The 24,930-nt window shown below is 73.8% G+C and carries 22 protein-coding genes and 3 tRNA genes; 21 read left to right on the top strand and 4 right to left on the bottom strand.

The window, feature by feature from the left end; translation table 11 throughout:
- Positions 1–102 precede the first annotated feature (102 nt).
- Together ACFYYT_RS27325 and ACFYYT_RS27330 are read left to right on the top strand one after the other, a co-directional pair.
- Complete coding sequence (locus ACFYYT_RS27325; protein ID WP_351823149.1) at positions 103–1,077, top strand: peptidase; 975 nt, start codon at positions 103–105, stop codon at positions 1,075–1,077.
- 72 nt (positions 1,078–1,149) lie between these two features.
- Positions 1,150–1,236, top strand: a tRNA-Ser gene (locus ACFYYT_RS27330).
- A 74-nt stretch (positions 1,237–1,310) separates the two neighbouring features.
- Here ACFYYT_RS27330 and ACFYYT_RS27335 read toward each other — a convergent pair.
- Positions 1,311–1,769 (bottom strand): hypothetical protein, encoded by a 459-nt coding sequence (locus ACFYYT_RS27335; protein ID WP_351823146.1) that lies wholly within the window; start codon positions 1,767–1,769, stop codon positions 1,311–1,313.
- Between the two features lie 159 nt (positions 1,770–1,928).
- Here ACFYYT_RS27335 and ACFYYT_RS27340 point away from each other — a divergent pair, with 159 nt between their 5' ends.
- From ACFYYT_RS27340 to ACFYYT_RS27380, 9 genes are all read left to right on the top strand, one after another.
- On the top strand, positions 1,929–2,342 hold the full coding sequence (locus tag ACFYYT_RS27340) for a DUF6344 domain-containing protein (protein ID WP_351823143.1): 414 nt from the start codon (positions 1,929–1,931) through the stop codon (positions 2,340–2,342).
- Positions 2,343–2,938: 596 nt separating this feature from the next.
- Positions 2,939–3,250 (top strand): hypothetical protein, encoded by a 312-nt coding sequence (locus ACFYYT_RS27345; protein ID WP_351823140.1) that lies wholly within the window; start codon positions 2,939–2,941, stop codon positions 3,248–3,250.
- A 185-nt stretch (positions 3,251–3,435) separates the two neighbouring features.
- Positions 3,436–4,587 carry an acyl-CoA dehydrogenase family protein gene (locus ACFYYT_RS27350; RefSeq protein WP_351823263.1) on the top strand — a complete coding sequence of 384 codons (1,152 nt, stop codon included), beginning with the start codon at positions 3,436–3,438 and terminating at the stop codon, positions 4,585–4,587.
- The gene (locus ACFYYT_RS27355) at positions 4,584–5,618 is read left to right on the top strand and encodes an OB-fold domain-containing protein (protein ID WP_351823138.1); all 1,035 of its coding nucleotides are present in this window, start codon (positions 4,584–4,586) and stop codon (positions 5,616–5,618) included. Before ACFYYT_RS27350 ends, ACFYYT_RS27355 begins: the two co-directional genes overlap by 4 nt.
- 1 nt (position 5,619) lies before the next feature.
- The gene (locus tag ACFYYT_RS27360; protein WP_351823136.1) at positions 5,620–6,711 is read left to right on the top strand and encodes an acyl-CoA dehydrogenase family protein; all 1,092 of its coding nucleotides are present in this window, start codon (positions 5,620–5,622) and stop codon (positions 6,709–6,711) included.
- On the top strand, positions 6,708–7,097 hold the full coding sequence (locus tag ACFYYT_RS27365) for a MaoC family dehydratase (protein ID WP_351823133.1): 390 nt from the start codon (positions 6,708–6,710) through the stop codon (positions 7,095–7,097). Before ACFYYT_RS27360 ends, ACFYYT_RS27365 begins: the two co-directional genes overlap by 4 nt.
- A complete protein-coding gene (locus ACFYYT_RS27370; protein WP_351823130.1) occupies positions 7,094–8,260 on the top strand; it encodes a lipid-transfer protein in 1,167 nt (388 codons plus the stop codon). The genes ACFYYT_RS27365 and ACFYYT_RS27370 overlap by 4 nt, the downstream gene beginning before the upstream one ends.
- A 201-nt stretch (positions 8,261–8,461) precedes the next feature.
- Complete coding sequence (locus ACFYYT_RS27375; RefSeq protein WP_351823127.1) at positions 8,462–8,995, top strand: SigE family RNA polymerase sigma factor; 534 nt, start codon at positions 8,462–8,464, stop codon at positions 8,993–8,995.
- Between the two features lie 222 nt (positions 8,996–9,217).
- On the top strand, positions 9,218–10,867 hold the full coding sequence (locus ACFYYT_RS27380) for a long-chain fatty acid--CoA ligase (RefSeq protein WP_351823124.1): 1,650 nt from the start codon (positions 9,218–9,220) through the stop codon (positions 10,865–10,867).
- On the opposite strand, the gene ACFYYT_RS27385 is transcribed toward ACFYYT_RS27380, so the two are convergent.
- From ACFYYT_RS27385 to ACFYYT_RS27395, 3 genes are all read right to left on the bottom strand, one after another.
- Positions 10,868–11,443: an antibiotic biosynthesis monooxygenase gene (locus ACFYYT_RS27385; RefSeq protein WP_351823121.1), complete on the bottom strand. Its 576-nt coding sequence runs from the start codon at positions 11,441–11,443 to the stop codon at positions 10,868–10,870.
- Positions 11,444–11,456: 13 nt separating this feature from the next.
- On the bottom strand, positions 11,457–14,882 hold the full coding sequence (locus ACFYYT_RS27390) for a PAS domain-containing protein (protein WP_388609567.1): 3,426 nt from the start codon (positions 14,880–14,882) through the stop codon (positions 11,457–11,459).
- A gap of 119 nt (positions 14,883–15,001) precedes the next feature.
- The gene (locus ACFYYT_RS27395) at positions 15,002–15,430 is read right to left on the bottom strand and encodes an SSI family serine proteinase inhibitor (protein WP_351825976.1); all 429 of its coding nucleotides are present in this window, start codon (positions 15,428–15,430) and stop codon (positions 15,002–15,004) included.
- 189 nt (positions 15,431–15,619) lie between these two features.
- Here ACFYYT_RS27395 and ACFYYT_RS27400 point away from each other — a divergent pair.
- The 10 genes from ACFYYT_RS27400 (at position 15,620) to ACFYYT_RS27445 (ending at position 24,855) form a co-directional block, all read left to right on the top strand.
- Positions 15,620–15,710, top strand: a tRNA-Ser gene (locus tag ACFYYT_RS27400).
- 279 nt (positions 15,711–15,989) lie between these two features.
- Positions 15,990–16,062, top strand: a tRNA-Arg gene (locus ACFYYT_RS27405).
- Positions 16,063–16,174: 112 nt separating this feature from the next.
- Positions 16,175–16,540 (top strand): PH domain-containing protein, encoded by a 366-nt coding sequence (locus ACFYYT_RS27410; protein WP_351825975.1) that lies wholly within the window; start codon positions 16,175–16,177, stop codon positions 16,538–16,540.
- 95 nt (positions 16,541–16,635) lie between these two features.
- A complete protein-coding gene (locus tag ACFYYT_RS27415) occupies positions 16,636–17,070 on the top strand; it encodes an Lrp/AsnC family transcriptional regulator (RefSeq protein ID WP_351825974.1) in 435 nt (144 codons plus the stop codon).
- Complete coding sequence (locus ACFYYT_RS27420) at positions 17,067–17,951, top strand: DUF2797 domain-containing protein (RefSeq protein WP_351825973.1); 885 nt, start codon at positions 17,067–17,069, stop codon at positions 17,949–17,951. Before ACFYYT_RS27415 ends, ACFYYT_RS27420 begins: the two co-directional genes overlap by 4 nt.
- A gap of 126 nt (positions 17,952–18,077) precedes the next feature.
- Positions 18,078–19,064: an amidohydrolase family protein gene (locus ACFYYT_RS27425; protein WP_351825972.1), complete on the top strand. Its 987-nt coding sequence runs from the start codon at positions 18,078–18,080 to the stop codon at positions 19,062–19,064.
- Positions 19,065–19,132: 68 nt separating this feature from the next.
- A complete protein-coding gene (locus tag ACFYYT_RS27430; protein ID WP_351825971.1) occupies positions 19,133–19,900 on the top strand; it encodes a response regulator transcription factor in 768 nt (255 codons plus the stop codon).
- The gene (locus tag ACFYYT_RS27435) at positions 19,900–21,435 is read left to right on the top strand and encodes a HAMP domain-containing sensor histidine kinase (RefSeq protein ID WP_351825970.1); all 1,536 of its coding nucleotides are present in this window, start codon (positions 19,900–19,902) and stop codon (positions 21,433–21,435) included. Before ACFYYT_RS27430 ends, ACFYYT_RS27435 begins: the two co-directional genes overlap by 1 nt.
- 25 nt (positions 21,436–21,460) lie before the next feature.
- Positions 21,461–22,726 carry a dolichyl-phosphate beta-glucosyltransferase gene (locus ACFYYT_RS27440; RefSeq protein WP_351825969.1) on the top strand — a complete coding sequence of 422 codons (1,266 nt, stop codon included), beginning with the start codon at positions 21,461–21,463 and terminating at the stop codon, positions 22,724–22,726.
- Positions 22,723–24,855: a glycosyltransferase family 39 protein gene (locus ACFYYT_RS27445; RefSeq protein WP_388609572.1), complete on the top strand. Its 2,133-nt coding sequence runs from the start codon at positions 22,723–22,725 to the stop codon at positions 24,853–24,855. The genes ACFYYT_RS27440 and ACFYYT_RS27445 overlap by 4 nt, the downstream gene beginning before the upstream one ends.
- The last annotated feature ends 75 nt before the right edge of the window (positions 24,856–24,930 follow it).

Genomic DNA, 24,930 nt, shown 5'->3' on the forward strand with positions numbered 1-24,930 from the left:
CTCTCGTGCGACGGTGCACCCGCACAGCCGATCCGCACCGACAGCTCTTCACCCCACCCTGCCCGGGTCAGACCGGTCCGGGCACGGACGAAGGAGTCCTGCGTGAATCGTCATCGCACGGCGGCGTCCGTCCTCCTCGCCTCGGGCGCACTGCTCGCGGGGGCCCTGACGGCCGCCTCCCCCTCGGCCGCCGCGGAATCGCCCGCCTCGTTCCGGCCGTCCCACACGGCCGGCTTCTGGACGGCGGAGCGGATGCGCCGGGCCACCCCGCTGGACGTGCCGGCGGGCCCCGGCGCCACCGCCACCCGTACGGTCTCCTCCGGGGCCGCCCCGTCGGGCCCGCCGGTCCGGGTGGCGCCCACGACGGCCTCGGCCGCCGCGGCCTCCCCCGCGGCCTTCCCGCAGGCCGGCGGGGCCTGGACGGGCGGCGGAGCGATCGTGAAGACCTCGGGCCGGGTCTTCTTCACCATGGGCGACCGCACGGCCTCCTGCTCCGGCGACTCGATCACGAGCGCCAACGGCAGCACGGTCATCACCGCCGGGCACTGCGTGAAGTACCAGGGCGCCTGGCACACGAACTGGGTCTTCGTCCCGGCGTACGACAACGGGAACGCGCCCTACGGCCAGTGGCCCGCCACCAAGACTTTCGCGACCGACCAGTGGGCGGCGAGCGAGGACATGAACATGGACGTGGGCCTCGCGGTCGTCGCCCCCCTGAACGGCCAGAAGCTGAGCCAGGCCGTCGGGGCCCAGGGCATCCTCTTCAACGGCGGCTACAACAAGAAGATGTACTCCTTCGGCTTCCCCGCGGCGGCCCCGTACGACGGCACGAAGCTCGTCTACTGCAGCGGGAACAGCAACAAGGACTTCCTGCTGACCAAGGACCACGGGCTGGGCTGCAACATGACGGGCGGCTCCAGCGGCGGCCCATGGCTCCAGGACTTCAACGAGGCGACGGGCCTGGGCACCCAGGTCTCGGTGAACAGCTTCGGGTACAGCTTCCTGCCGAACCGGATGTACGGCCCCTACTTCGGCGACGAGGCGAAGGCCGCCTACGACAGGGCCCAGACCTCCTGACCCCCGCCACCCCCTCCCGCCCCGAAACACCCACCACACCCACCCCCACATCCCGGTACTCTGTACCGGCCAGGTGGGTTGCCCGAGCGGCCTAAGGGAACGGTCTTGAAAACCGTCGTGGCAGCGATGTCACCGTGGGTTCAAATCCCACACCCACCGCAGCGGAACGGCCCCTGACCAGTACGTCGGTCAGGGGCCGTGCGCGTGTGCGGGGCGCGCGCCGCCTCAAGGGGTCAGTCGTGGCGGGTCACGGCGGCGGGCTGGAGGCGCAGTTCCCGGACCTGGTAGCAGTCCGAGTGGACCGTCGCGACGACCGCGCCGCAGGCGCACGCCAGGTTGGGACCCCACTCGCCGTCCATGCCGCAGCAGTAGCCGCGCCGCATCGCGCGGTCCGGGTGGGGCTCCAGGCCGGTGCCGTCGTCCGGGTTGAGGACGAGGGTGCTGCGGGGACCGGATTCGACCAGCAGGCCGGAGGGCTCCTCCAGGACGTACGGGGGTCCGTACGGCTGCGGATCCACGGCGAACGCCCCCGGAGCCATGCGCACGATCGGGCTGTCGGTGTGACCCTGCGCGTCCGTGGGACCCGCGTCGGGGCGGTGCCACCCGGCGTCCACGTCGGGGTGCGGCAGGGGCCGCTCGGTGACCGCCCGCGTGAGCGCACGGCCGCAGCTGCGGCACTGGAAGACCGTCATCGGGACACCTCGATTCATGGCCGATTATCCGCGTTGGTTCATACGAGTGGTGTTTGTCGGAAGAACGGCGCGGGTCGTGGGGGCCCTGCGGTTGCGACCACATCATGACGAATGTATGCAGATCCGCCCGTCGGAACATTGAGAAATGAGGCATCCGTCATGACCCACCGCAGCAGCGTCACGTCGATCTGGACCACCGTCCTCGCCGCAGTCGTGGCCCTCCTGGCCGCCCTCGGATTCGGCGGCAAGGCGGCTCCGGTCGCCGCATCCGCCTCCGTCGCCACTCCGATGGTCCCCGCCGTGCGTCGGCCGGCTCCGGTGGCGCGACGGACGTGGCGGGCGATGATGCGGGGCGGTTCGCTCCCGCCGACCATCAAGCAGCGGATCCGCGCCGAGGCCCACGGCAAGTCCCCGTCCGTCCGCTGCTCGGCCACCGCTGCCGCTCTCGCCGCCGACTCGGTACGTCGTTCGGGTTCCGGTTCCGATGTGGGTGTGGGTGCGGGTGCTGGGGTGCAGGCGGGTGCAGGTCTCGGCGGCGGTGCGGAGCGGCGGCAGATGGCGCTCGCGGCGTAGTGGGTCGGCTGGAGCGGGTACGGCACCAGCAGGGAGTACGGCCCGGTCGACGCGGTCGGCAGGGACGTGGAGCAGGACGCGGAAGAGACGCAGCAGAGACGACGCAGCAGAAGCGTGAAAGAGACGTAGCAGACGTACGAGCGCAGGCGCTGGAGCCCGGTCGGTCACGGCCGTGGATCGCGCCGCGGAGTGCCCCCGGAGCGGGGCACGGTGGAATGGCCTCGGCGCACACCGGGGGCGCGCAGGGGGCGTGAAGCTCGACAGGCAGGGCCGTAGGACCGGGAGACGGCGGGGTTCCCGGACGACACGGCCCTCTTCGGCATGTCCGGGACAGGCCGGTTTGAGGGAACGATTCGCCCGTGGTGTGCCAGGGGTTCCAGCGGGGGCGCCGGCGCTGACCTGCGGCGGCCGTGGCGCGAATGAGGTTTATCCGATGTTGGTCATGCTTGCGGGGGAATAGGGGGCTGCGGGGTGGTTCGCCGGGGATTCGGTGGGCAACTCTGGTCTCGCGACGTCGTCCGCAACACGGAACGACCGAGGCGGTCGGCCAACTGCCTTGGAGATCACCCGACTTCGGTTTTCTGGAGGATTCAGACATGGCAAGCATCCGTACCGCCCGCGTCATCGCCGCCGTCGCCGCTCTCCCCCTCGCCGTGGCCCTGTTCGGCGGCGTGGCCTCGGCCGACAACGGCGCCCTCGCGAACGACGGGTCGAATGCGAGCGTCGCCGGCATCATCGGCAGTGGTGTGGGCGGCAACAACCACGGCAATTCCTCCACCTCGCAGCAGGTGGCCACCGGCTCCGGCGCCTCGAACCAGAACAACACCGCGCAGGTCAACGGCTCCGCCTTCACGGCGATCCACCAGGCCAACACGAACGTCGCGGTGGACTTCCACCCCTGGTGGTAGGCGGCCCCTGAGCCGCGCCGACCGCTGAGGGCGCCCGTACGACCGGACCGGCTGGGGTCCGGTCGGGCGGGCGCCCTTCCGCGTGCTCCGGCCCCCGGCCGGTCTCCCGACCTTGACATCGCGAGTAAATCTGACGGACAGTCAGGTCCACTCGTCCGATGACGCGATGCCGGGAGGCCAGTGCCGTGCACCTCGCCCCGTCCGAAGCCCAGTCGAGGCTGCGCGCCGAACTGCGCCAGTACTTCAGGAAGCTACTGCCGGACGGGGCGCCCGAGGACCCTGCCGCCCAGCGCGCCCTGCTGCGCCGGATCGGCGCCGACGGCCTGCTCGGCATCGGCTGGCCCGTCGAGTACGGCGGCCAAGGGCGCGGGCCGGACGAGCAGTTCGTGTTCTTCGACGAGGCCTACCGGGCCGGGGCGCCCGTCTCCATGGTCACCCTCAACACCGTCGGCCCCACCCTCATGAAGTACGGGACGAGCGAGCAGAAGGAGTACTTCCTCCCCCGCATCCTGCGCGGCGAGCTCGTCTTCGCCATCGGCTATTCGGAGCCCGGGGCCGGCACCGACCTCGCCTCGCTGCGCACCCGGGCCGTCCGTGACGGCGCGGAATGGGTGGTCGACGGGCAGAAGATCTTCACCTCCAACGCCCAGAACGCGGACTGGATCTGGCTCGCCTGCCGCACCGACCCCGAGGCCCCCAAGCACAAGGGCATCTCGATCATCCTGGTGCCCACCGACAGCCCCGGATTCGCCTGGACCCCGATCGACACGGTCGGCGGCCTCACCACCACCGCGACCTACTACGACGGCATCCGCGTCCCCTCCGGGCACCTCGTCGGCCCCGAACACGGCGGCTGGGGCCTGATCACCAACCAGCTCAACCACGAACGCGTCGCCCTCGCCGCCATCGGCATGCAGGCCGAGGACTTCTACGAGCGCGCGCGCCGGCACGTCCGCACCCCCGACCCCGCCACCGGCGAGCGCCCGGGCGACCGCCCCTGGGTGCGGGCCCGGCTGGCCGAGGCCCATGCCCGGCTGGCCGCCGTACGCCTCCTCAACTGGCGCCTGGTCCAGGACGTCGGCGCGGGCACGCTCGCCCCCGGCGACGCGAGCGGGGTGAAGTTCCTCGGCACCGAGTCCGCCGTCGAGGTGTACCGGATCTGCCAGGAGGCGGTGGGCGAGGAGGCCCTCATCAGGGGTCCCGGGGCCTTTGCGGGCGGCGAGCTGGAACGGCTGAACCGGGCCGCCCAGATCAACACCTTCGGCGGCGGGGTCAGCGAGGTCCAGCGCGAGATCGTCGCGATGATGCGGCTCGGCATGAAGGGGAGGAAGCGATGACCGGGGGACCGACGACGCCGAGGACCGGGCACACGGCCGGACACGCGGCCGGACACAGGGCCGAGGGCGCCGACGCGAGTGCGGACGCGCACGCCGCCGGGGACGCCGAAGGGGACATACGGTTCCACGCCGCCCTCCAGGCCTTCGAGGGACTCCCCGCCGCCACCGCCGGCCGGGGCAAGGACCCGGTCAACGAGCCGATGATCCGGCACTGGTGCGAGGCCCTGGGGGACACGAACCCCGCCTACACCGGGCCGGACGCCATCGCCCCGCCCACCATGCTCCAGGCCTGGACGATGGGCGGGCTCTCCGGTCACACCGGCCGCTCCGGCGCCTACGACGAACTCCTCGCGCTCCTCGACGGCGCGGGCTGCACCTCCGTCGTCGCCACCGACTGCGAGCAGGAGTACCTGCGGCCGCTGCGCCCCGGGGACACGGTGACCTTCGACGCCGTGATCGAGTCGGTCTCCCCGCGCAAGACGACCAAGCTCGGCACCGGGTACTTCGTGACCACCCGCATGGACGTCCACGCGGGCGGCCGGCTCGCCGGGACGCACCGCTTCCGCATCCTCAAGTACGCCCCCGCGGGCACGAAGGCGAAACCGCGGCCCGCGCCCGTGCCCGCGGCCGCCCCCCAGCGCCCCCGCCCCGTGATCAACCGCGACAACCAGGGCTTCTGGGACGGGGTCCGCGAGCACCGGCTGCTGATCCAGCGCTGCGCCGGCTGTGCCACCCTGCGCTTCCCCTGGCTCCCCGGCTGCAACGCCTGCGCCTCCCCCGCATGGGACACCGTCGAGGCGAGCGGCGCCGGTACGGTCTTCAGCTACGTCGTCATGCACCACCCGCCCTTCCCCGCCTTCGACCCGCCGTACGCGGTGGCCGTCGTCGAGCTCGCCGAGGGCGTCCGACTGGTCACGAACATCACCGGCGTGCCCTACGACAGGGTGCGCATCGGCCTGCCCGTCCAGCTGGAGTTCCTGCGCGTCGACGACACGCTCGAACTCCCCGTCTTCCGCGGAGAGGCGGGCTGACGTGGACTTCCACCCCACGGAGGAACAGGCCGCGGCGGCCGGACTCGCCGCCCGGATCTTCCGCGACCTGGCCACCCACGAACGCCTCGCCGCTGCGGGCACCGGCAGTGACGCCGAACTGTGGAAGGCCCTGGTCTCCGCCGGACTGACCGCCGCCGTCGAGGAGATCGGCCTCCTCGGCCTGGTCCTGCTGCTGGAGGAACAGGGCCGCACCACCGCGCAGGTCCCGTACGCCGCCACCTGCGCGTACGGCATCCTGCCGGTGGCCGCGCACGGCAGCCCCGCCCAGCGCGCCGCACTGCTGCCCGCCCTGGGCTCGGGCGAGGCCGTCGCGACCGGCGCCTTCCCGGCCCGGGGCCGCCGGATCACCGCCGCGCCCGACGGCCGGCTGACCGGCACCGCACCCGCCGTGCCCTGGCTGCGCGACGCGACGCACGTGCTCGTACCGGACGCCGACCGGGCGCTGTGGCTCGTACGGACGGACGCGCCCGGGGTGGTCACGGAGCCGGTGGAGACGACGGCCCCGTGGTCGGCGGGCCGGCTGACGCTGACCGGCGCCCCCGCGGAACGCCTCGGCGCCCCCGGCCCGTCCGGCACCACCCCCGCCCCCGCCCCGGAGGGCGGCGGTGCCTACGAGCAGGTCCTCGCCTGCGCCCGCACCGCTTTCGCGGGCCTCCAGGCGGGCGTCTGCGCGGGCTCGCTCGCCCGCGCCGTCGAGTACACCTCCACCCGCGAGCAGTTCGGGCGGCCGCTCTCCACCAACCAGGGGGTCATGCTGCGGGCGGCCGACGCGTACATGGACACCGAGGCGATCCGGGTCACCGCCTACGAGGCCGCCTGGCGCATCGACGAGGGGCTCGACTCGCGCGCACACGCCCTCACGGCCGCCTGGTGGGCCTCGGAGGCGGGCAAGAGGGTCGTCCACACGGGCCAGCACCTGCACGGCGGCATGGGCGCCGACCTGGAGCACCCCGTCCACCGGCACTTCCTGTGGGGGCGCCAGCTGGACGCCTACCTGGGCTCCGGCAGTGAACTGCTGGCCGAGCTGGGCGACGCCCTCGCCGCAGCCGAGGACGAGGAGGAGAGCGCATGAACGTCGGCGACGCACTGCCCCCGCTGGAGATCCCCATCACCCGCACGCTGATCGTCGCGGGCGCCATCGCCTCCCGCGACTACCAGGACGTGCACCACGACGCGGAACTCGCCCGCGAGAAGGGCTCCCCGGACATCTTCATGAACATCCTGACCACGAACGGCCTGGTCGGCCGGTACGTCACCGACCGGCTCGGCCCGCGCACCGTGCTGCGCAAGGTCGCGATCCGCCTCGGCGCGCCCAACCACCCGGGCGACACGATGACGCTCACCGGCACCGTCACCGCCCTCGACGGGGACACCGCCGAGATCCGGATCGTCGGCGCCAACTCCGTCGGCCACCACGTCACGGGCACCGTGACCGTCACCCTGGGGGCCGGCGCATGAGCGTCCGTACCCGCGACACCCTCGGCGGCCGCGCCGCCATCGCCGGGATCGGCGCGACCGAGTTCTCCAAGGACTCGGGCCGCAGCGAGCTCAAGCTCGCCGTCGAAGCGGTCCACGCCGCCCTCGACGACGCCGGGCTGACCCCCGCCGACGTCGACGGCATGGTCACCTTCACGATGGACACCAGCCCCGAGATCACGGTCGCCCAGGCGGCCGGCATCGGGGAGCTCTCCTTCTTCTCGCGCATCCACTACGGGGGCGGCGCGGCCTGCGCCACCGTCCAGCAGGCAGCCCTCGCCGTCGCCACCGGGGTGGCCGAGGTGGTGGTCTGCTACCGCGCCTTCAACGAGCGCTCCGGCCGGCGCTTCGGCTCCGGGGTGCAGCAGCGCGAGCCCTCGGCGGAGGGCGCGGCGCTCGGCTGGTCCCTGCCCTGGGGCCTGCTCACCCCGGCGTCCTGGGTGGCGATGGCCGCCCAGCGCTACCTGCACGCCCACCGCCTGACCCCCGAGGCCTTCGGCCACGTGGCGGTGACCGGCCGGCGGCACGCGGCGAACAACCCGGCCGCGTATTTCCACGGCAAGCCCATCACCCTCGCCGACCACGCGGCCTCCCGCTGGATCGTGGAGCCGCTGCGGCTGCTGGACTGCTGCCAGGAGACGGACGGCGGCCAGGCCCTCGTCGTCACCACCGCCGAACGGGCCCGGGACCTGCGCCGGCGGCCCGCCGTGATCACCGCTGCCGCCCAGGGGGCCGGCCGCCGCCAGGAGGCGATGACCTCCTTCTACCGCGACGACCTCACCGGCCTCCCGGAGATGGACGTCGTCGCCCGCCAGCTCTGGCGCACCAGCGGGCTGCGGCCCGCGGACATCGACGTCGCCATCCTCTACGACCACTTCTCCCCCTTCGTGCTCATGCAGCTGGAGGAGTTCGGCTTCTGCGGCCCGGGCGAGGCCGCGGACTTCGTCGCCGCCGACGCGCTGCCGCTCAACACGCACGGCGGCCAGCTCGGCGAGGCCTACCTGCACGGCATGAACGGCATCGCCGAGGCCGTCCGCCAGCTTCGGGGCACGTCCGTCAACCAGGTCCCCGGCACGGAACACGTCCTGGTCACCGCCGGGACGGGGGTCCCGACCTCCGGCCTGGTCCTGGGCGCCGACACCTGACCGCCCGCCCCGGCATCCGCCCCGGCACCCGCCCCGGCATCCGCCCCCCGCACACACCGGCGCCCCACCCGTGGTCCCGGTCCGCGCCCGCCCCTCCACCTACAGGAGGTGGGACGCGGCCCGGGCCTACAACCTGAGACGGACCCGCCTTCGGCACCTGCGGCCGATCCCACGGGCGCCGTCCGCTCCTAGCGTGGAGCCATGACCACGCCCGTGTGCACCCACGCCTCGAACCCGACGCCGTACCCGTCGTTCTCGGCGTACGTCCGGACCCGGGGCTCGGTCCTGATGCGCACGGCGCGGTCGCTGACCGCCAACCCCTGTGATGCCGAGGACCTGCTCCAGACGGCCCTCACCAAGACCTACGTCGCCTGGGACCGCATCGAGGACCACCGGGCCCTGGACGGCTACGTCCGGCGGGCCCTGGTCAACACCCGGACCTCCCAGTGGCGCAAGCGCAAGGTCGACGAGTTCGCCTGCGACGAGCTCCCGGAGAGCGAGCAGCCGCCCGCCTCCGACCCGGCCGAGGCGCAGGCACTGCGCGACGCGATGTGGCGCGCGGTGACCCGGCTGCCCGACCGGCAGCGGGCCATGGTGGTGCTGCGCTACTACGAGGACCTCAGCGAGGCGCAGACCGCCGAGCTGCTCGGCGTCTCGGTCGGCACGGTCAAGAGCGCCGTCTCCCGGGCGCTCGGCAAACTCCGCGAGGACCCGGAACTGACCCCGGTGCGCTGACCCGCCCGCGGCCCGGCGCCCCCCGGCGCCCGCTCCGAGCGCCTCGTTTCACGTGAAACATCGACGTCCCCGCCGCGTCGTTTCACGTGAAACATCGACCGGCCCACAGTGATCCGCCCCGCGGTTTGTACCCCCGGGTAGTGACATGCCGAGCGGTATGTGCACAGAATCGGCAGCATCCGACAGCCGCCGCAGCGCCGCAGCGCTCACCGGGAGGACGCTTTGCTGAGCACCATGCAGGACGTACCACTCCTCGTCACCCGCATACTGCAGCACGGGATGACGATCCACGGGAAGTCCCAGGTCACGACCTGGACCGGGGAGGCCGAGCCGCACCGCCGCAGCTTCGCCGAGATCGGTACCCGCGCCACCCGCCTCGCCGGCGCCCTCCGCGACGAGCTCGGTGTCCGCCAGGAGGACCGCGTCGCGACCCTCATGTGGAACAACGCCGAGCATGTGGAGGCGTACTTCGCGATCCCGTCCATGGGCGCGGTCCTGCACACGCTCAACCTGCGGCTGCCTCCCGAGCAGCTGGTCTTCATCGTCAACCACGCGGCCGACCGGGTGGTGCTGGTCAACGGCACCCTGCTGCCGCTCCTGGCGCCGCTGCTGCCGCACCTGCCGACCGTCGAGCACGTCGTGGTCGCGGGCATCGGCGACCGCTCCGTCCTCGACGGGCTCGACGTACGCGTGCACGAGTACGAGGAGCTGCTGGAGGGCCGCTCCGACCACTACGACTGGCCCGAGCTGGACGAGCGCCAGGCAGCGGCCATGTGCTACACCTCCGGCACCACCGGGGACCCCAAGGGCGTGCTCTACTCCCACCGTTCGATCTACCTGCACTCCATGCAGGTCAACATGACCGAGTCGATGGGCCTGACCGCCAAGGACACCAGCCTGGTCGTGGTCCCCCAGTTCCACGTGAACGCCTGGGGCCTGCCGCACGCCACCTTCATGACCGGCATCAACCTGCTGATGCCGGACCGGTTCCTGCAGCCCGCCCCGCTCGCCGAGATGATCGAGCGGGAGAAGCCCACGCACGCCGCCGCCGTCCCCACCATCTGGCAGGGGCTGCTGGCCGAGGTCACCGCCCACCCGCGCGACCTGACCTCGATGAAGCAGGTCACCATCGGCGGCGCGGCCTGTCCGCCCTCCCTGATGGAGGCCTACGACAAGCTCGGCGTCCGGCTGTGCCACGCCTGGGGCATGACGGAAACCTCCCCGCTGGGCACCATGGCCCACCCGCCGGCCGGTCTGAGCGCCGAGCAGGAGTGGCCGTACCGGATCACCCAGGGCCGCTTCCCGGCGGGCGTCGAGGCCCGCCTCGTCGGCCCGGGCGGCGACCTGCTGCCCTGGGACGGGGAGTCCGCGGGCGAGCTGGAGGTGCGCGGCAACTGGATCGCGGGCGCCTACTACGGCGGCGCGGCCGGGGAACCCGTACGGCCCGACGACAAGTTCAGCGCGGACGGCTGGCTCAAGACCGGCGACGTCGGCGTGATCAGCCCCGACGGCTACCTCACGCTCACCGACCGGGCCAAGGACGTCATCAAATCGGGCGGTGAATGGATCTCCAGCGTGGAGCTGGAGAACGCCCTGATGGCCCACCCCGAGGTCGCCGAGGCGGCGGTCGTCGCCGTCCCCGACGAGAAGTGGGGCGAGCGCCCGCTGGCCACGGTGGTGCTCAAGGAGGGCGCCACGGTGGACTACGCGGGGCTGCGTGCGTTCCTGGGAGCGTCGATCGCCAAGTGGCAGCTGCCGGAGCGCTGGACGATCGTGACGGCGGTGCCGAAGACGAGCGTCGGCAAGTTCGACAAGAAGGTGATCCGCAAGCAGTACGCCGAAGGCGCCCTGGACGTCACCACCCTGGGCTGATCAGCCGCGCGTGAGCCAGGGCCGCAGCAGCTTGCTGACCGCGGGCATGGCCACGTAGGTCATCAGGGTGCTGAAGACCACCGCGAAGGCGGCGGTCCGCAGGACGAAGTTCACGTCGACCAGGTACGGCCCGAGCACCGCGTTGCCCGCCAGCGAGATCGGGAAGATGGCCAGCCCCGAGCTGATCGCCATCTTCCAGCGCGGCGGCGCGGGCCGGGTCGTACCCGGCTTGGCGAACCAGGTCTCCATGCCCTGCAGTTCGCGCCGGGCTATCTCGGTGTGGTGGTGGCCGAGGCAGTTGGAGAACCACTCGGCCCGCTGCGGGGAGTCCTGCCAGTGCCGGAACGCCGCCTGGTCGCGGAAGCGGTGGACCAGGAACCACGGACCGCCGTCCGCCGCCGGCCGGAAGAGCCCGTACCCGAGGTGGCCGGGGAAACCCGCGGCCGTCTCCAGGATCCCCTGGGCCCAGGCCTCGAAGTCCTCCTCGTGCCCGGGCTCCACCTGCCGCGCGATCAGCAGGTTCACCTCTCCGCTGTCGGCGGGGACGGTCTGCTCGGACGTGTTGGTGATGGCCATCGGGCCAGGATGGCTAGTTGGTCCCGATCTTGGCCAGCAGGTCCACGATGCGGCCCTGCACGTCCGCCGTCGTGGCCCGTTCGGCGAGGAACAGCACGCTCTCGCCGGAGGCCAGCCGGGGCAGGTGGGCCGCTTCGATCCCGGTGGCCGTGTACACCACCAGGGGGGTGCGGTTCAGCTGCCCGTTGGCCCGCAGCCAGTCCACGATGCCGGCCCGGCGGCGCCGTACCTGCATCAGGTCCATGACCACCAGGTTGGGCCGCATCCGGGTGGCCAGCTCCACCGCGTCGGTGTCGGCGCCCGCCCGCGCGACCTGGAGGCCGCGCCGCTCCAGGGCGGCGGTCAGCGCGGTCGCGATCTCGTCGTGCTCCTCGATCAGCAGGACCCGGGAGGGGTGCTGTTCGCTGTCGCGGGGCGCGAGCGCCTTGAGCAGCACCGCCGGATCGGCCCCGTACGCCGCCTCGCGCGTGGCGTGCCCCAGCCCGGCCGTCACCAGGACGGGGACCTCGGCGGCCACGGCGGCCTGGCGCAGGGACTGCAGGGCGGTGCGGGTGATCGGCCCGGTCAGCGGGTCGACGAACAGCGCGGCGGGGAACGCGGCGATCTGCGCGTCCACCTCCTCGCGGGAGTGCACGATCACCGGACGGTAGCCGCGGTCGCTCAGCGCCTGCTGGGTCTGTGCGTCCGGCGCGGGCCACACCAGCAGCCGGCGCGGGTTGTCGAGCGGCTCGGGCGGCAGCTCGTCGTCCACGGGACGCGGTACGGGCCGGTTGACCACCTCGACGGCCCCGCCGGGTCCGTCCAGCGGCTCGGGGCCCTCGGCGGAGCCCGCCTCGGGGGCGCCTATGGCGAAGGCACGCCCCTGGGGGGCCGGTTCGGAGAGCCTGCGGCGACGGCCGGAGCCGGAACCGCCGCCGTTCGTGGCGCCGGCGTCGAGGCTGATGCCCTGGCCCAGGGTGCCGAGGGCGCGCACGCTGATCGGCTGCGCGGCGCCCGCCGGGGCGTCACCGGGCTGCCGGGCGGCGGGAACGGCGGCGTGGCCGGCGCCGTCGCTGTCCTCGGGGGCGGTCCGGGCCGCCGGAACGGGCCACGCCGGGGTCGCGGGCAGCGCGCGCCGCCGCCCGGTCGGCGGTACGGCTTCCGCGCCGGCGGAGGCGGCGACGGGCCCGGCGGCGGGAGCCGAAGGGGGCTGCGGGGCGGCCGGTTCGGCGGCCACGGGCGAGCCGAGCACCCGGCGTGCCCGGCGTCCGCCCGGCCCCTCGGAGTCCCCGTCGCCCTCACCGGCACCGGGGCCGGCGACGGCCTTCACGGCACCCGGAGCGGGGGCGGAAGCAGGCCCGGAAGCAGCACCGGAAGCGGGAACGGGGCCGGAAGCCGGAGCGGGCGGGGCGACCGGCACCGCGGCGGCCGGCTGCGGCGGCCCGGCGGGCAGCGCGAAGCCGCCCTCGGGCGCGATCGGCCGCTGCGCCGCGGGAGCCCCCGGCCCGGGCGGCGCGGCCGCGGCCCCCAGGGCCCGGCGGCGTCCGGCCGGATGCTCGGTCACCGGCACCGGGGGCACCGCCGGTACGGGCGGCAGCGCGGGCATGGCGGTCCCCTGCGGGGGCACGGGCCGCCCGGCCCCGGGCCGCACCGGCCCGAGCGCGGCTTCGCTGCCGTCGCCGTCCCGGCCCCGCCTGCGCCCGGTGCCCAGCCCGGCCGGGTTCACCGGGGACTGTGCGAGTTCGGCCGGCCCGGAGGGGACGTCGGCGGGGGCGCCGTCGGCTCGGCGCCGCCCGGACGGCAGCGCCAGCGCGCCCCCGCCCCCGGGGGCCCTCGCCGCGTCCGCCTCGTCGTCCAGGAACGCGTCCACCCCGCGCCGGGCCCGCCGGCCGCCGGGACCGGCCGCGGGACCGCCTCCGCCGGAAGGCCGCTCGCCGGAGCCGCCCGGGGCGCCACCGTCCGCGTCGGGCTCGGGCTCCGGGTCCGGCTCCGGCAGGGTCACCGTCCCGGCTCCGGAGCCGAGCGGCAGTTCCAGTACGTACGCCCCGCCGGGCGCGCCCGGCACCTCCACCGTCTGCAGGACCCCGCCGTGCGCGGCGACGATGCCCCGCACGATCGGTTCGTGCACCGGGTCGCCGCCCTCGTACGGGCCGCGCACCTCGATCCGTACGACGTCACCGCGCTGTGCGGCGGCCACCACGATCGTGGAGTCCATGTAGCCGCTGCCCTGGGGGGTCTTGCCGGTGGCGTCGACCCCGGCGACGTCCGCGACCAGGTGCGCGAGGGCCGTCGCGATGTGCCGCGCGTCCACCTCGGCCTCGATGGTCGGGGCGTGCACGGCGAACTGGGCGCGGCCGGGGCCGATCAGCTCGACGGCGCCGTCGATCCCGGCCGCGACGACCGTGTTGATCAGGACGTTCTTCTTGCGGAGCTTCTCGGTGCCCGCGTCGAGGCGCTGGTAGCCGAGCACGTTGTCCACCAGCGTGGTCATCCGCGAGTAGCCGGCGGCCAGGTGGTGCAGCAGCTGGTTGGCCTCGGGCCACAGCTGTCCCGCGTCATCGGCGGCCAGCGTGGCCAGTTCCCCGCGCAGTTCCTCCAGCGGGCCGCGCAGGGACTCGCCGAGGACGGCGAGCAGCTGGGCGTGGCGCGCCGCGAGGGCGTCGTAGGGGCGGCGGTCGGTGAAGGTCATGACGGCGCCGACGAGCAGCTCCCCGTCCCGTACGGGCGAGGTGGTCAGGTCGACGGCGACGGGCTGACCGGCCTTGTTCCACAGCACCTGGCCGCGGACCCGGTGCTTGCGCCCGCTGCGCAGGGTGTCGGCGAGCGGGGACTCGTCGAAGGGGAAGGGGGAGCCGTCGGCGCGCGAGTGCTGGACGAGGCCGTGCAGCTCGCGGTTGCCGAGGTCGGTGGCGCGGTAGCCGAGGATCTGCGCGGCGGCGGGGTTGACGAGGACGACCCGGCCGTCGGTGTCCGTGCCCACGACGCCCTCGGCGGCGGCGCGCAGGATCATCTCGGTCTGCCGCTGCGAGCGGGCCAGCTCGGCCTCGGTGTCCACGGTTTCGGAGAGGTCCCGCACGACGAGCATCAGCAGTTCGTCGCCGGTGTAGGCGGGCTGGGGTTCGCGGTAGGCGTCACGGCCGTCGAGGTGGGCGGCGGTGACCTCGACGGGGAACTCGCTGCCGTCGGTGCGGCGCGCGGTCATCCGCTTGGGCCGGGCGCGGCCCTCCTCGTCGTCGCCGGGCCGGCGCATCGATCCGGGGATCAGCTTGGAGTCGAACTCCGGCAGCAGGTCCAGCACGCCGCGGCCGACGAGACCCGTGCCGGGACTCTCCATGACCTCCAGCGCGATCGAATTCGCGTTGACGACCGTGCCGTTGGCGTTGACGAGCAACAGCGCGTCCGGGAGTGCGTCGAGTATTGCTGCGAGGCGAGCAGCGCCTCGGGATGGCCTGCTGCTCACGACGAGCTTCCTCCCTGACCACGACTACCGGCATGTCACGGGAGGAGTCTAAGGGCACCGCTCCGCGGGGAGGTGGCGGAGGAACGGAGGAATCCGTGCATCCGCCACATCCGCCCAGGTCAGGAACGCGCACTCGGAAGCACAGGTTCCAGGTCGTTCCACCGGCTGATGTCGCATCCGTTCCTCCGCCGGAACGTGCTGTCCACCTTCTGTCCGTGCCAGGTTCCCGTGACGCGGGCGGTGGCGCGGCCGCCGTCCTGGAAGGTGCACAGCTGCCGCTTGGGCTCGGGCGCGAAGGGATCCTTCCCCTCCTTGGCGAACTGCTCCAGCCGGGCGCAGGCCTTCTCGGCCTCCGGGTGGTCGCCGCCGACGGGGCGGCACTCCAGCCGGTACTCGCCGTCGACCAGGCGGTTGCCGGTGTCGGAGACGGTGACGGTGAGGCGGTCGGGGGAGGCGGACAGCAGTCGCCCCAGCGGCAGTGGTGGCAGCGGTCCGGCGGCCGCGGCGGCCAGGGCGGAGGTGACGGCGAAGGCGGCGAGACGCAGCATGGGGCACTCCAGGTCGTCCGTACGTCGTACGCCTCACCAACGAGGAGCACGCCCCGACGTTGCGTGGGCTTTGGGTGGGCTTAAGGCTTTGCCCTGCGGCCCCGGCTGCTTGTACCGTGGGAGCGGATTGGTGACCGGCCCCGCGCCTGTGTCATCATCTGCACGCACCTTCGTACGCGAGGGTGTGCTGGAGGCGTCGCCTAGTCCGGTCTATGGCGCCGCACTGCTAATGCGGTTTGGGGCTTACACCCCATCGAGGGTTCAAATCCCTCCGCCTCCGCACTCACGAAGCCCCGGTCCTCACGGACCGGGGCTTCGGTGCGTTCCGGGTCCCTGCGACCGGCCGGCTCCGGCCGAGTGGTTTCGAAGGCCCCCCGATGGGTAACCAAACCGGCCCCAAGCCCGGCGCGACCCCGCCGCGCGACCCACGTGGACGATCTTCATCTGAATCGTTTTCGCAGGTCAGATGGGTTGGACCTAATGGATTTCGCGTCCCGCCGAGGTCCATGTATTGTTGTTCTCGCAAGGCCAACGGGGCGCAAAACCCCGGGAAGCCCAAGCACTCGTAGCTTAACGGATAGAGCATCTGACTACGGATCAGAAGGTTGCAGGTTCGAATCCTGCCGAGTGCACAGCCGAAGAGGCCCCCCGGTTCACCGGGGGGCCTCTTGCGTTGTCTTGATGTTCCCCTGGCTAGCCTTCGCGGGACCGGTCGGTCTTTTCGTACCTTCGAAGGGGGACTCCATGGGTCTGTTCGGGAACGCGCACCACATCGATGCCGGCACCGCGCAGCGGGACTTCGCGCGGTTGCTCGGGAACGGGGAGCAGGTCCACGCCGCGTACCTGTTGATCCGGGACACGATCCTGTTCACCGACCGGCGGCTGGTGCTGGTCGACAAGCAGGGGCTCACCGGGAAGAAGGTCGAGTACCACTCCATCCCGTACCGGAGCATCACGCACTTCTCCGTGGAGACGGCCGGGCACTTCGATCTCGACGCCGAGCTGAAGATCTGGATATCCGGCACGCCGGAGCCGATCGGGAAGACCTTCACCAAGGGCGTGGACATCTACGAGGTGCAGGCGATCCTCACGCAGTTCGTCGCCCGGTAGGCCGGTCTCGCCGAATTCTGTTCGGCGCTATCTCGGTATTGCAGGATCCGGTACCGTCTTGGCAAGAGCAGCCGGGGCCCTGGGAGGAACACCGCGTGGACGACATCGACCGGGCGCTCGTGCGGCGCCTCCAGCAGGACGCGGGCCAGTCCTACGCGGCGCTGGGCGCGGCCGTGGGGCTCTCGGCCGGGGCCACCCACGAGCGCGTCCGCAAGCTGCGCGAGCGCGGGGTCATCCGGCGGACCACCGTCGAGGTGGACCCGGCCGCGGTGGGCAGCGGGGTGCTCGCCTACGTGATGGTCGACTCCCGCAGCTGGCTGGGGGACTCCCGGGAGGCCTTCGAGGCCATCGCCGAGATCCAGGAGGCGCACGTCATCGCGGGCAGCGCCGCCGTCCTCGTCAAGGTCCGCACCGCCACCACCCGGCAGCTCCAGGACGTCCTGCGGCGCCTGTACGCCATCGACGGCGTCAGTGGCACCCAGGCCACCGTCGTCCTGGACACCTTCTTCGAACGGCCCCTCCCGCTGTGACCTGGCGGAGCACGGGACTGCGCTGGACCGACGGCCGCCCCGTCATGGGCTGGCAGGGCGGCCCGCCGGGCCACGAGAGCACCAGCCGCCTCGTGTACGGGACCCGGCTGGCCTTCACCGTGGGCGAGGGGCGGCGCTGCCTCGGGGTGTGGCGGGCCGGGAAGCGGACCCCGTGTCCGACGGAGCGGACCGTGCCGGGCCGCACGGGCAGCGCCCAGTGTCCCGAGTGCGCCCGCCTGGACCGGTCCTTCTCGGTGGCCGCCGACACCCATGCCGCCGACCCGCGCACCTACCGGGTCTACCTGGCGTGGTTCGGGCCCGGGATGGTCAAGGTCGGCATCACCGCCGAGGAGCGCGGCCCGGCCCGGCTGCTGGAGCAGGGGGCGGTGACCTGGGCCTGGCTGGGGCGCGGGCCGCTCATGGCCGCGCGCCGCACCGAGGAGCTGCTGCGCGCCGCCCTCGGGGTGCCGGACCGGATCGCGTACGTCCGCAAGCGCGCCGTACGGGGACACCTGCCGCCGGCGCCGGAGCGGGCGCGGGAGGTCGCCGGGCTGCACGCGCGGGCCGCCGCACTGTCCGGCTGGCCGGAGTCGCTGGAGCGGGTCGCGTGCGGGATCACCGACCACGCGGCGGTGTTCTGGCCCGACGGGCTGCCCGCCCCGGCCCGGGTGGTCACCGAGCTGGTGCCCGGCGGGAGCATCGCGGGCGGCCTCGTCGCCGCGGCCGGGCCGGACCTGCACTTCGCGGACGGGCTCGTGGTGGACACCCGCCTCATGGCCGGCTGGGGACTGGGCGTGGCGGCCGCGGACACGGTCACCGACGTGCCGCTCGCGCCGGTGCCCCCGGTGCTTCCCGGGGCGGAACAGGACGGGTTGTTCTGACCGCTCGACCGTTCTGACCGTTCTGCCCGTTCTGGCCGCGGGATCAGGACGTGGATCCTGATCCCCCTGCCCTTCCACCGCTGTTCGTGGTGGACACGCGAGGGGCCGACCGCCGAGGGTGGGGACATGAGCACGCAGCCCGCTGGGGCATCCGAACCGCCCGGTGTCACGGCTTCGACCACCACGGCTGACGCGGTCCGCGCCTTCCGGGAACGGCTGGACCTGCCCGGACTGGTCGACGTCCACACGCACTTCATGCCCGCCCGGGTCATGGAGAAGGTCTGGGACTACTTCGACGCCGTCGGCCCGCTCACCGGCGTCGCCTGGCCCATCACCTACCGGCACGAGGAGGAGCAGCGGGTCGCGCTGCTGCGGGAGTTCGGGGTCCGTGCCTTCACCTCGATGGTCTACCCGCACAAGCCCGGCATGGCCGCCTGGCTCAACTCCTGGGCCGCGGACTTCGCCGCCCGCACCCCCGACTGCCTGCCCACCGCCACCTTCTTCCCGGAGCCCGACGCCCCGGCCTACGTCCGGCAGGCCGTGGCGGGCGGGGCCCGCGTCTTCAAGGCGCACGTCCAGGTCGGCGGTTACGACCCGAACGACGAGCGGCTCGACGCGGTGTGGGGGCTGCTCGCCGAGGCCGCGGTCCCCACCGTGATCCACTGCGGCTCGGGTCCGGTCGCGGGCAAGCACACCGGCCCGGGCCCCGTCGCCCGGCTGCTGGAGCGCCACCCGGGCCTGCCGCTGATCGTCGCCCACATGGGGATGCCCGAGTACGCCGATTTCCTCGACCTCGCCGACCGCCACCCCGGCGTCCGCCTCGACACCACGATGGTCTTCACCGACTTCGCGGAACGGCTGAGCGGCTTTCCGCCCGGCGCGCTCGGACGGCTCGCGGACCTCGGCGACCGGATCCTGCTCGGCACCGACTTCCCGAACATCCCCTACCCGTACGAGCACCAGCTGGAGGCCCTCGAACGCCTCGGCCTCGGCGACGACTGGCTGCGGGCCGTCTGCCACGACAACGGCGCCCGGCTGTTCGGCCTCACCGGACCGCCCGGCCCTCCCGGACTGCCCGGCCCTTCCGCCCCTCGCACCCCTCGCACCCCCTGAAGACGTTTCTCAGGAGATTCACAGGAAGGGGCAAGAACGCTCTCAGAGGCGGCGGCCAGCGTGAGGGCATGACTGCGACGACCACCTCCCACGCGTCCACGTCCACCGGCTCCCCGACGGCCCTGGTACGGCCCGACGGCGGACCCTGCCGGGTCCTCGTCGTCGACGACGAGGCCTCCCTGTCCGAGCTGCTGTCGATGGCCCTGCGCTACGAGGGCTGCGAGGTCCGCAGCGCCGGGGACGGGGCCGGCGCCGTCCGCGCCGCCCGGGAGTTCCGCCCCGACGTGGTGGTCCTGGACATCATGCTCCCCGACATGGACGGTCTGGCCGTCCTCGGACAGCTGCGCCGCGAGATCCCGCAGGTCCCGGTGCTCTTCCTGACCGCGAAGGACTCCGTCGAGGACCGGATCGCCGGGCTGACGGCGGGCGGCGACGACTACGTCACCAAGCCCTTCAGCCTGGAGGAGGTCGTCGCCCGGCTGCGCGGCCTCGTCCGCCGCTCCGGCGCCGCCCAGGCCGCCCGCGGCGGCTCGGTGCTGGCCGTCGGCGACCTGCGGCTGGACGAGGACAGCCACGAGGTGGTCCGCGGCGGCCAGGAGGTCCACCTCACCGCCACCGAGTTCGAGCTGCTGCGCTACCTCATGCGCAACCCCCGCCGGGTCCTCAGCAAGGCGCAGATCCTCGACCGGGTCTGGTCCTACGACTTCGGCGGCCAGGCCAACGTCGTCGAGCTGTACATCTCCTACCTCCGCCGCAAGCTGGAGGCGGGCACCGGCCTGCCCCCGATGATCCACACCCGCCGCGGCGCCGGCTACCTGATCAAGCCGGCCGACTAGTGGCCCCGCGCCCGCCCCGGCTCCCCGGCCGCCCCTGGTCCCTGCGGACCCGGCTCGTCGTCTCGGCGGTGGCCCTGATCGCCGTGGTGGGCGCGGCCATCGGCACCGTCACCACCCTCGCGCTGCGCTCGTACCTGGTCGACCGGCTCGACGAACAGCTCGGCGTCTCCGTGGACATGGCCACCCGGGGCCCCGGCGCCGGGAAGGCCTCCCGCGAGAACAGCCTCGGCTTCGTCCTGGCCCCCGGAAACCCGACCGGCACCGCCGGGATCCGCCTCGACCCCGACGGCAAGGTGCTCGCCTCCGGCCTCAGCTCCTCCGGCGACGGATCGCCCCTCGACCACGTCCGCCCCCTCTCCCAGGGCCAGACCGACGCCCTGCTCGCCGTCGCCCGCCAGAGCGCGCACGGCCGCCCCGGGCCCGTCGAGGCGGAACTCCCCGGACTCGGCGGCTACCGGGTGCGCACCTCCCCCGACGGCGGCCTGGTCCTCGCCACCCCGCTGCGCGACGTCGACCGTACGGTGGGCACCCTCGTCGGGGTCGAGGTCTGCGTCACCCTCGCCGGGCTGATCGCCGCCTCCCTCGCCGGTCAGGCCCTGATCGGGGTGGCCCTGCGCCCGCTGCGCCGGGTCGCCGCGACCGCAACCCGCGTCTCCGAACTCCCCCTGCACAGCGGCGAACCCGCCCTCCACGAGCGGGTCCCCGATGCCGAGGCCGACCCCCGCACCGAGGTGGGCCAGGTCGGCGCCGCCCTCAACCGGATGCTGGGCCACGTCTCCTCCGCGCTCACCGCCCGCCAGCACAGCGAGATGCGGGTCCGCCAGTTCGTCGCCGACGCCAGCCACGAGCTGCGCACCCCGCTCGCCTCCATCCGCGGGTACGCCGAACTGACCCGCCGGGGACGGGAGGAGACCGGCCCCGACACCCGGCACGCCCTGGGCCGGATCGAGTCCGAGGCCACCCGCATGACCGGCCTCGTCGAAGACCTGCTGCTCCTCGCCCGGCTCGACGCGGGCCGCCCGCTCACCACCGGCGCCACCGACACCGACCTCGCACCGCTCGTCGTCGACGCCGTCAGCGACGCCCGGGCCGCCGGCCCCGGACACCACTGGCGCCTCGACCTCCCCGCCGAACCCGCGACGGTCCGCGCCGATCCGGCCCGGATCCAGCAGGTCCTGGTCAACCTCCTCGCCAACGCCCGCACCCACACCCCGCCCGGCACCACCGTCACGGCCCACGTTTCACGTGAAACATCCGCCGTCCGGCTGCGGATCGAGGACGACGGCCCGGGTATCGCCCCCGGACTGCTGCCCCACGTCTTCGAGCGCTTCGCCCGCGGGGACGCCTCCCGCTCCCGCGCGGCCGGATCCACCGGCCTCGGCCTCGCCATCGTGCAGGCCGTCGTCGTCGCGCACGGCGGCCGGGTCGACGTACGCAGTGAGCCCGGGCGGACCGCCTTCGAGGTCCTGCTGCCCCTCGCCGTCGGCCCGTCGCCGGACTCACAGAGGGGCCACAGGCTCACCACACAGCCGTGACAGGGCGCCCCGCGAGGGTCGGAGCATGTCAACCGACGCCTGCCCCGGGGCTCTTCCGGCCCGGGCGCCCCTCGCGCCACTGCCCGGCGTGCCCGTACTCGACGTGGTCATCCCGGTCTTCAACGAAGAGGAGGACCTCGGCCCCTGCGTGCGCCGCCTGCACGCCCACCTCACCCGCACCTTCCCCTACCCCTTCCGCATCACCATCGCCGACAACGCGAGCACCGACCGCACCCCCGAGGTCGCGGCCGCCCTCGCCACCGCGCTCCCCGAGGTACGGGGCACACGGCTGGAGGAGAAGGGCCGCGGCCGCGCCCTGCGCACCGTGTGGAGCGACTCGGAGGCACCCGTCCTCGCGTACATGGACGTGGACCTCTCCACCGACCTGAACGCACTGCTGCCGCTGGTGGCCCCGCTCATCTCCGGCCACTCCGACCTGGCCATCGGCACCCGGCTGGCCCGCTCCGCGCGGGTGGTGCGGGGCGCGAAGCGGGAGTTCGTCTCCCGCGCGTACAACCTGCTGCTGCGCTCCTCGCTCGCCGCCCGGTTCAGCGACGCCCAGTGCGGGTTCAAGGCCATCCGCCGCGAGGTCGCCCAGGAGCTGCTGCCCCTGGTGGAGGACTCCGGCTGGTTCTTCGACACCGAGCTGCTGGTGCTCGCCGAGCGGGCCGGGCTGCGGATCCACGAGGTGCCGGTGGACTGGGTCGACGACCCCGACTCCAGCGTCCACCTCGTGCGCACCGCCACCGAGGACCTCAAGGGGGTCTGGCGGGTGGGCCGGGCCCTGGCCGTCGGGGCGCTCCCGCTCGACCGGCTCGTCCGCCCCTTCGGGGACGACCCGCGCGACCGCGTCGCCCTGCCCGGGGTGCCGCGCGGGCTGGCCCGGCAGCTGCTCGGGTTCTGCGCCGTCGGCGTCCTGAGCACCCTGCTCTACCTGCTGCTCTACTCCGCCCTGCGGGGCGCGGCGGGCCCCCAGGCGGCGAACGCGGCCGCGCTGCTGCTGTGCGCCGTCGCCAACACCGCCGCCAACCGCCGGCTCACCTTCGGGGTGCGCGGGCGGGCCCGGGCGGTGCGCCACCAGGCCCAGGGGCTCGTGGTGTTCGGCATCGGACTGGCCCTGACCAGCGGTTCGCTCGCCGCGCTGGGAGCGGCCGGCGCCGAACCGGCCCACAGCACCGAACTGGCCGTCCTGATCACCGCCAACCTCGCGGCCACCGTGCTGCGCTTCCTGCTCTTCCGCGCCTGGGTCTTCCCCGAGCGCACCTCCCCCACGACCGAGGAGGGTCCGTGACCACGGCCGCGCTCCCGCTCTTCCCGCCCGCCGCCCCGCTGCCCGCCGCCGTCCGCCGCGCGGACCCCCGGCCCCGCTGGGAACGGCCCGCGTACACCGTCCTGCTGCTGGCCACCGCCCTGCTCCTGCTGTGGAACCTGGGCTCCTCCGGCTACGCGAACTCCTTCTACTCCGCCGCCGTCCAGGCCGGCTCCGAGAGCTGGAAGGCCTTCTTCTTCGGCTCCTCCGACGCCGGGAACTCGATCACCGTCGACAAACCCCCGGCCGCCCTGTGGCCGATGGCCCTGTCGGTCCGGCTCTTCGGGCTCGGCTCCTGGCAGATCCTCGTGCCGCAGGCCCTGATGGGCGTCGCCACCACCGCCGTCCTGTACGCGGCCGTCCGCCGCCAGTTCGGCGCGGCGGCCGCCCTGCTGAGTGGAACCGCCTTCGCGCTGACACCCGTCGCCGCGCTGATGTTCCGGTTCAACAACCCCGACGCCCTGCTCACCCTGCTGCTCACCGTCACGGTGTACTGCGTACTGCGCGCCCTGGAGGGGGCGCACACCCGGTGGCTGGTCTGGGCCGGTGTCGCGGTCGGGTTCGGCTTCCTGACCAAGACCCTCCAGGCGTTCGTGATCCTGCCGCCGCTCGCCGTCCTCTACGCCGTCTGCGCGCCGACGCGGCTGCGCCGCCGGCTGGGGCAGCTGCTGGCGGCCGGGCTGGCCGCGGTGCTGGCCGGCGGCTGGTGGGTTGCGGTGGTGGAGCTGTGGCCCGCCGCCTCCCGGCCGTACATCGGCGGCTCGCAGAACAACTCCTTCCTGGAGCTGACCCTCGGCTACAACGGCCTCGGCCGGATCAGCGGCAACGAGACGGGCAGCGTCGGCGGCGGGGCGGCCCGAGGCGGCGGCCCCGGCGGCGCCGGGGGCGGCGGCTGGGGGGAGACCGGCATCGACCGGCTGTTCTCGGCCAACATCGGCGGCCAGATCTCCTGGCTGCTGCCCGCCGCCCTGGTGTTCCTGGTGGCCGGACTGGTGGTGACCTGGCGGGCCCGGCGGGCCACCGACTCGCTGGAGGGGATGGCCCGCGCGGCCTTCGTCGCCTGGGGCGGGTCCCTGCTGATCACCGCCGTGGTGTTCAGCTGGATGCAGGGCATCTTCCACGAGTACTACACCGTCGCGCTGGCCCCCTTCGTGGCGGCGCTGGCCGGTATGGGCGTGGCCGTGCTCTGGGAGGAACGCGGCGGGCGGGCCGCCGCGCTCACCCTGTCCGCAACGCTCGCCCTGACCGCGTGGTGGGCCTACGTCCTGCTCGGCCGGGCCACCGGGTACCTGCCGTGGCTGCGCTGGACGGTGCTGGCGGCCGGTCTGGCCGCGGCGGCCGCACTGCCGTTCGCCGCCCGGCTGGGCCACCGGGCGCTGCTCGCGGTGGCCGCCCTCGGGCTGGGCGCGGCGCTGGCGGGGCCGTTCGCGTACTGCCTGACCACCGTCGCCTCCGGGCACACGGGTTCCATCGTGACGGCCGGTCCGGCGGTGGCGGGCGGCCATGGCGGCCCGGGCGGCTTCCGGGGCCCGGGCGGCACACCGGGCCGCTTCGGCCCCGGCGGGGAGGGCGCACCGCGAGGGCTACCGCAGGGCGCACCGCAGGGCATGCCCCGCGGCACGGGAGCGACCGCACGACCGGGTGGCCCCGCCGCACCCGCCGCACCCGGCGGCCTCGGCGGCCGGGGCGGCCCGGGCGCCGGCGGTGGCACGGGCGGTCCCGGCGGGCTGCTGGGCGGCACCCGGGTCGGCGCCGCCGCGACGGCCGCGCTGCGCACCGACTCCTCCCGCTACACCTGGGCGGCGGCGGCCATCGGCAGCCAGAACGCGGCGAGTTACCAGCTGGCCTCGGGCGCGCCGGTGATGCCGATCGGCGGGTTCAACGGGAGCGACCCCTCCCCGACGCCGGAGCGCTTCCGGGAGTACGTGAAGGCGGGGCGGATCCACTGGTTCATCGCCTCGGGCACCGGCGGGGCGCGCGAGGGCGGCGGCGGGCCGGGCGGGGCCGTGGGCAGCGCCATCGAGGCCTGGGTGAAGGGGGCGTTCGAGGCCACCACCATCGACGGGGTCACCTTCTACGACCTGACGGCTCCTTCGGCCGGCTCGTCCTGATCCCGCTGGGACGGGCGGTCAACCCCCTAGCATCAAGAGGGCGGACCGGGCATTCCGGGCTGATCCCCTTGTGGC

It is taken from the genome of Streptomyces sp. NPDC002032 (assembly GCF_042890765.1).
GTDB lineage: Bacteria > Actinomycetota > Actinomycetes > Streptomycetales > Streptomycetaceae > Streptomyces.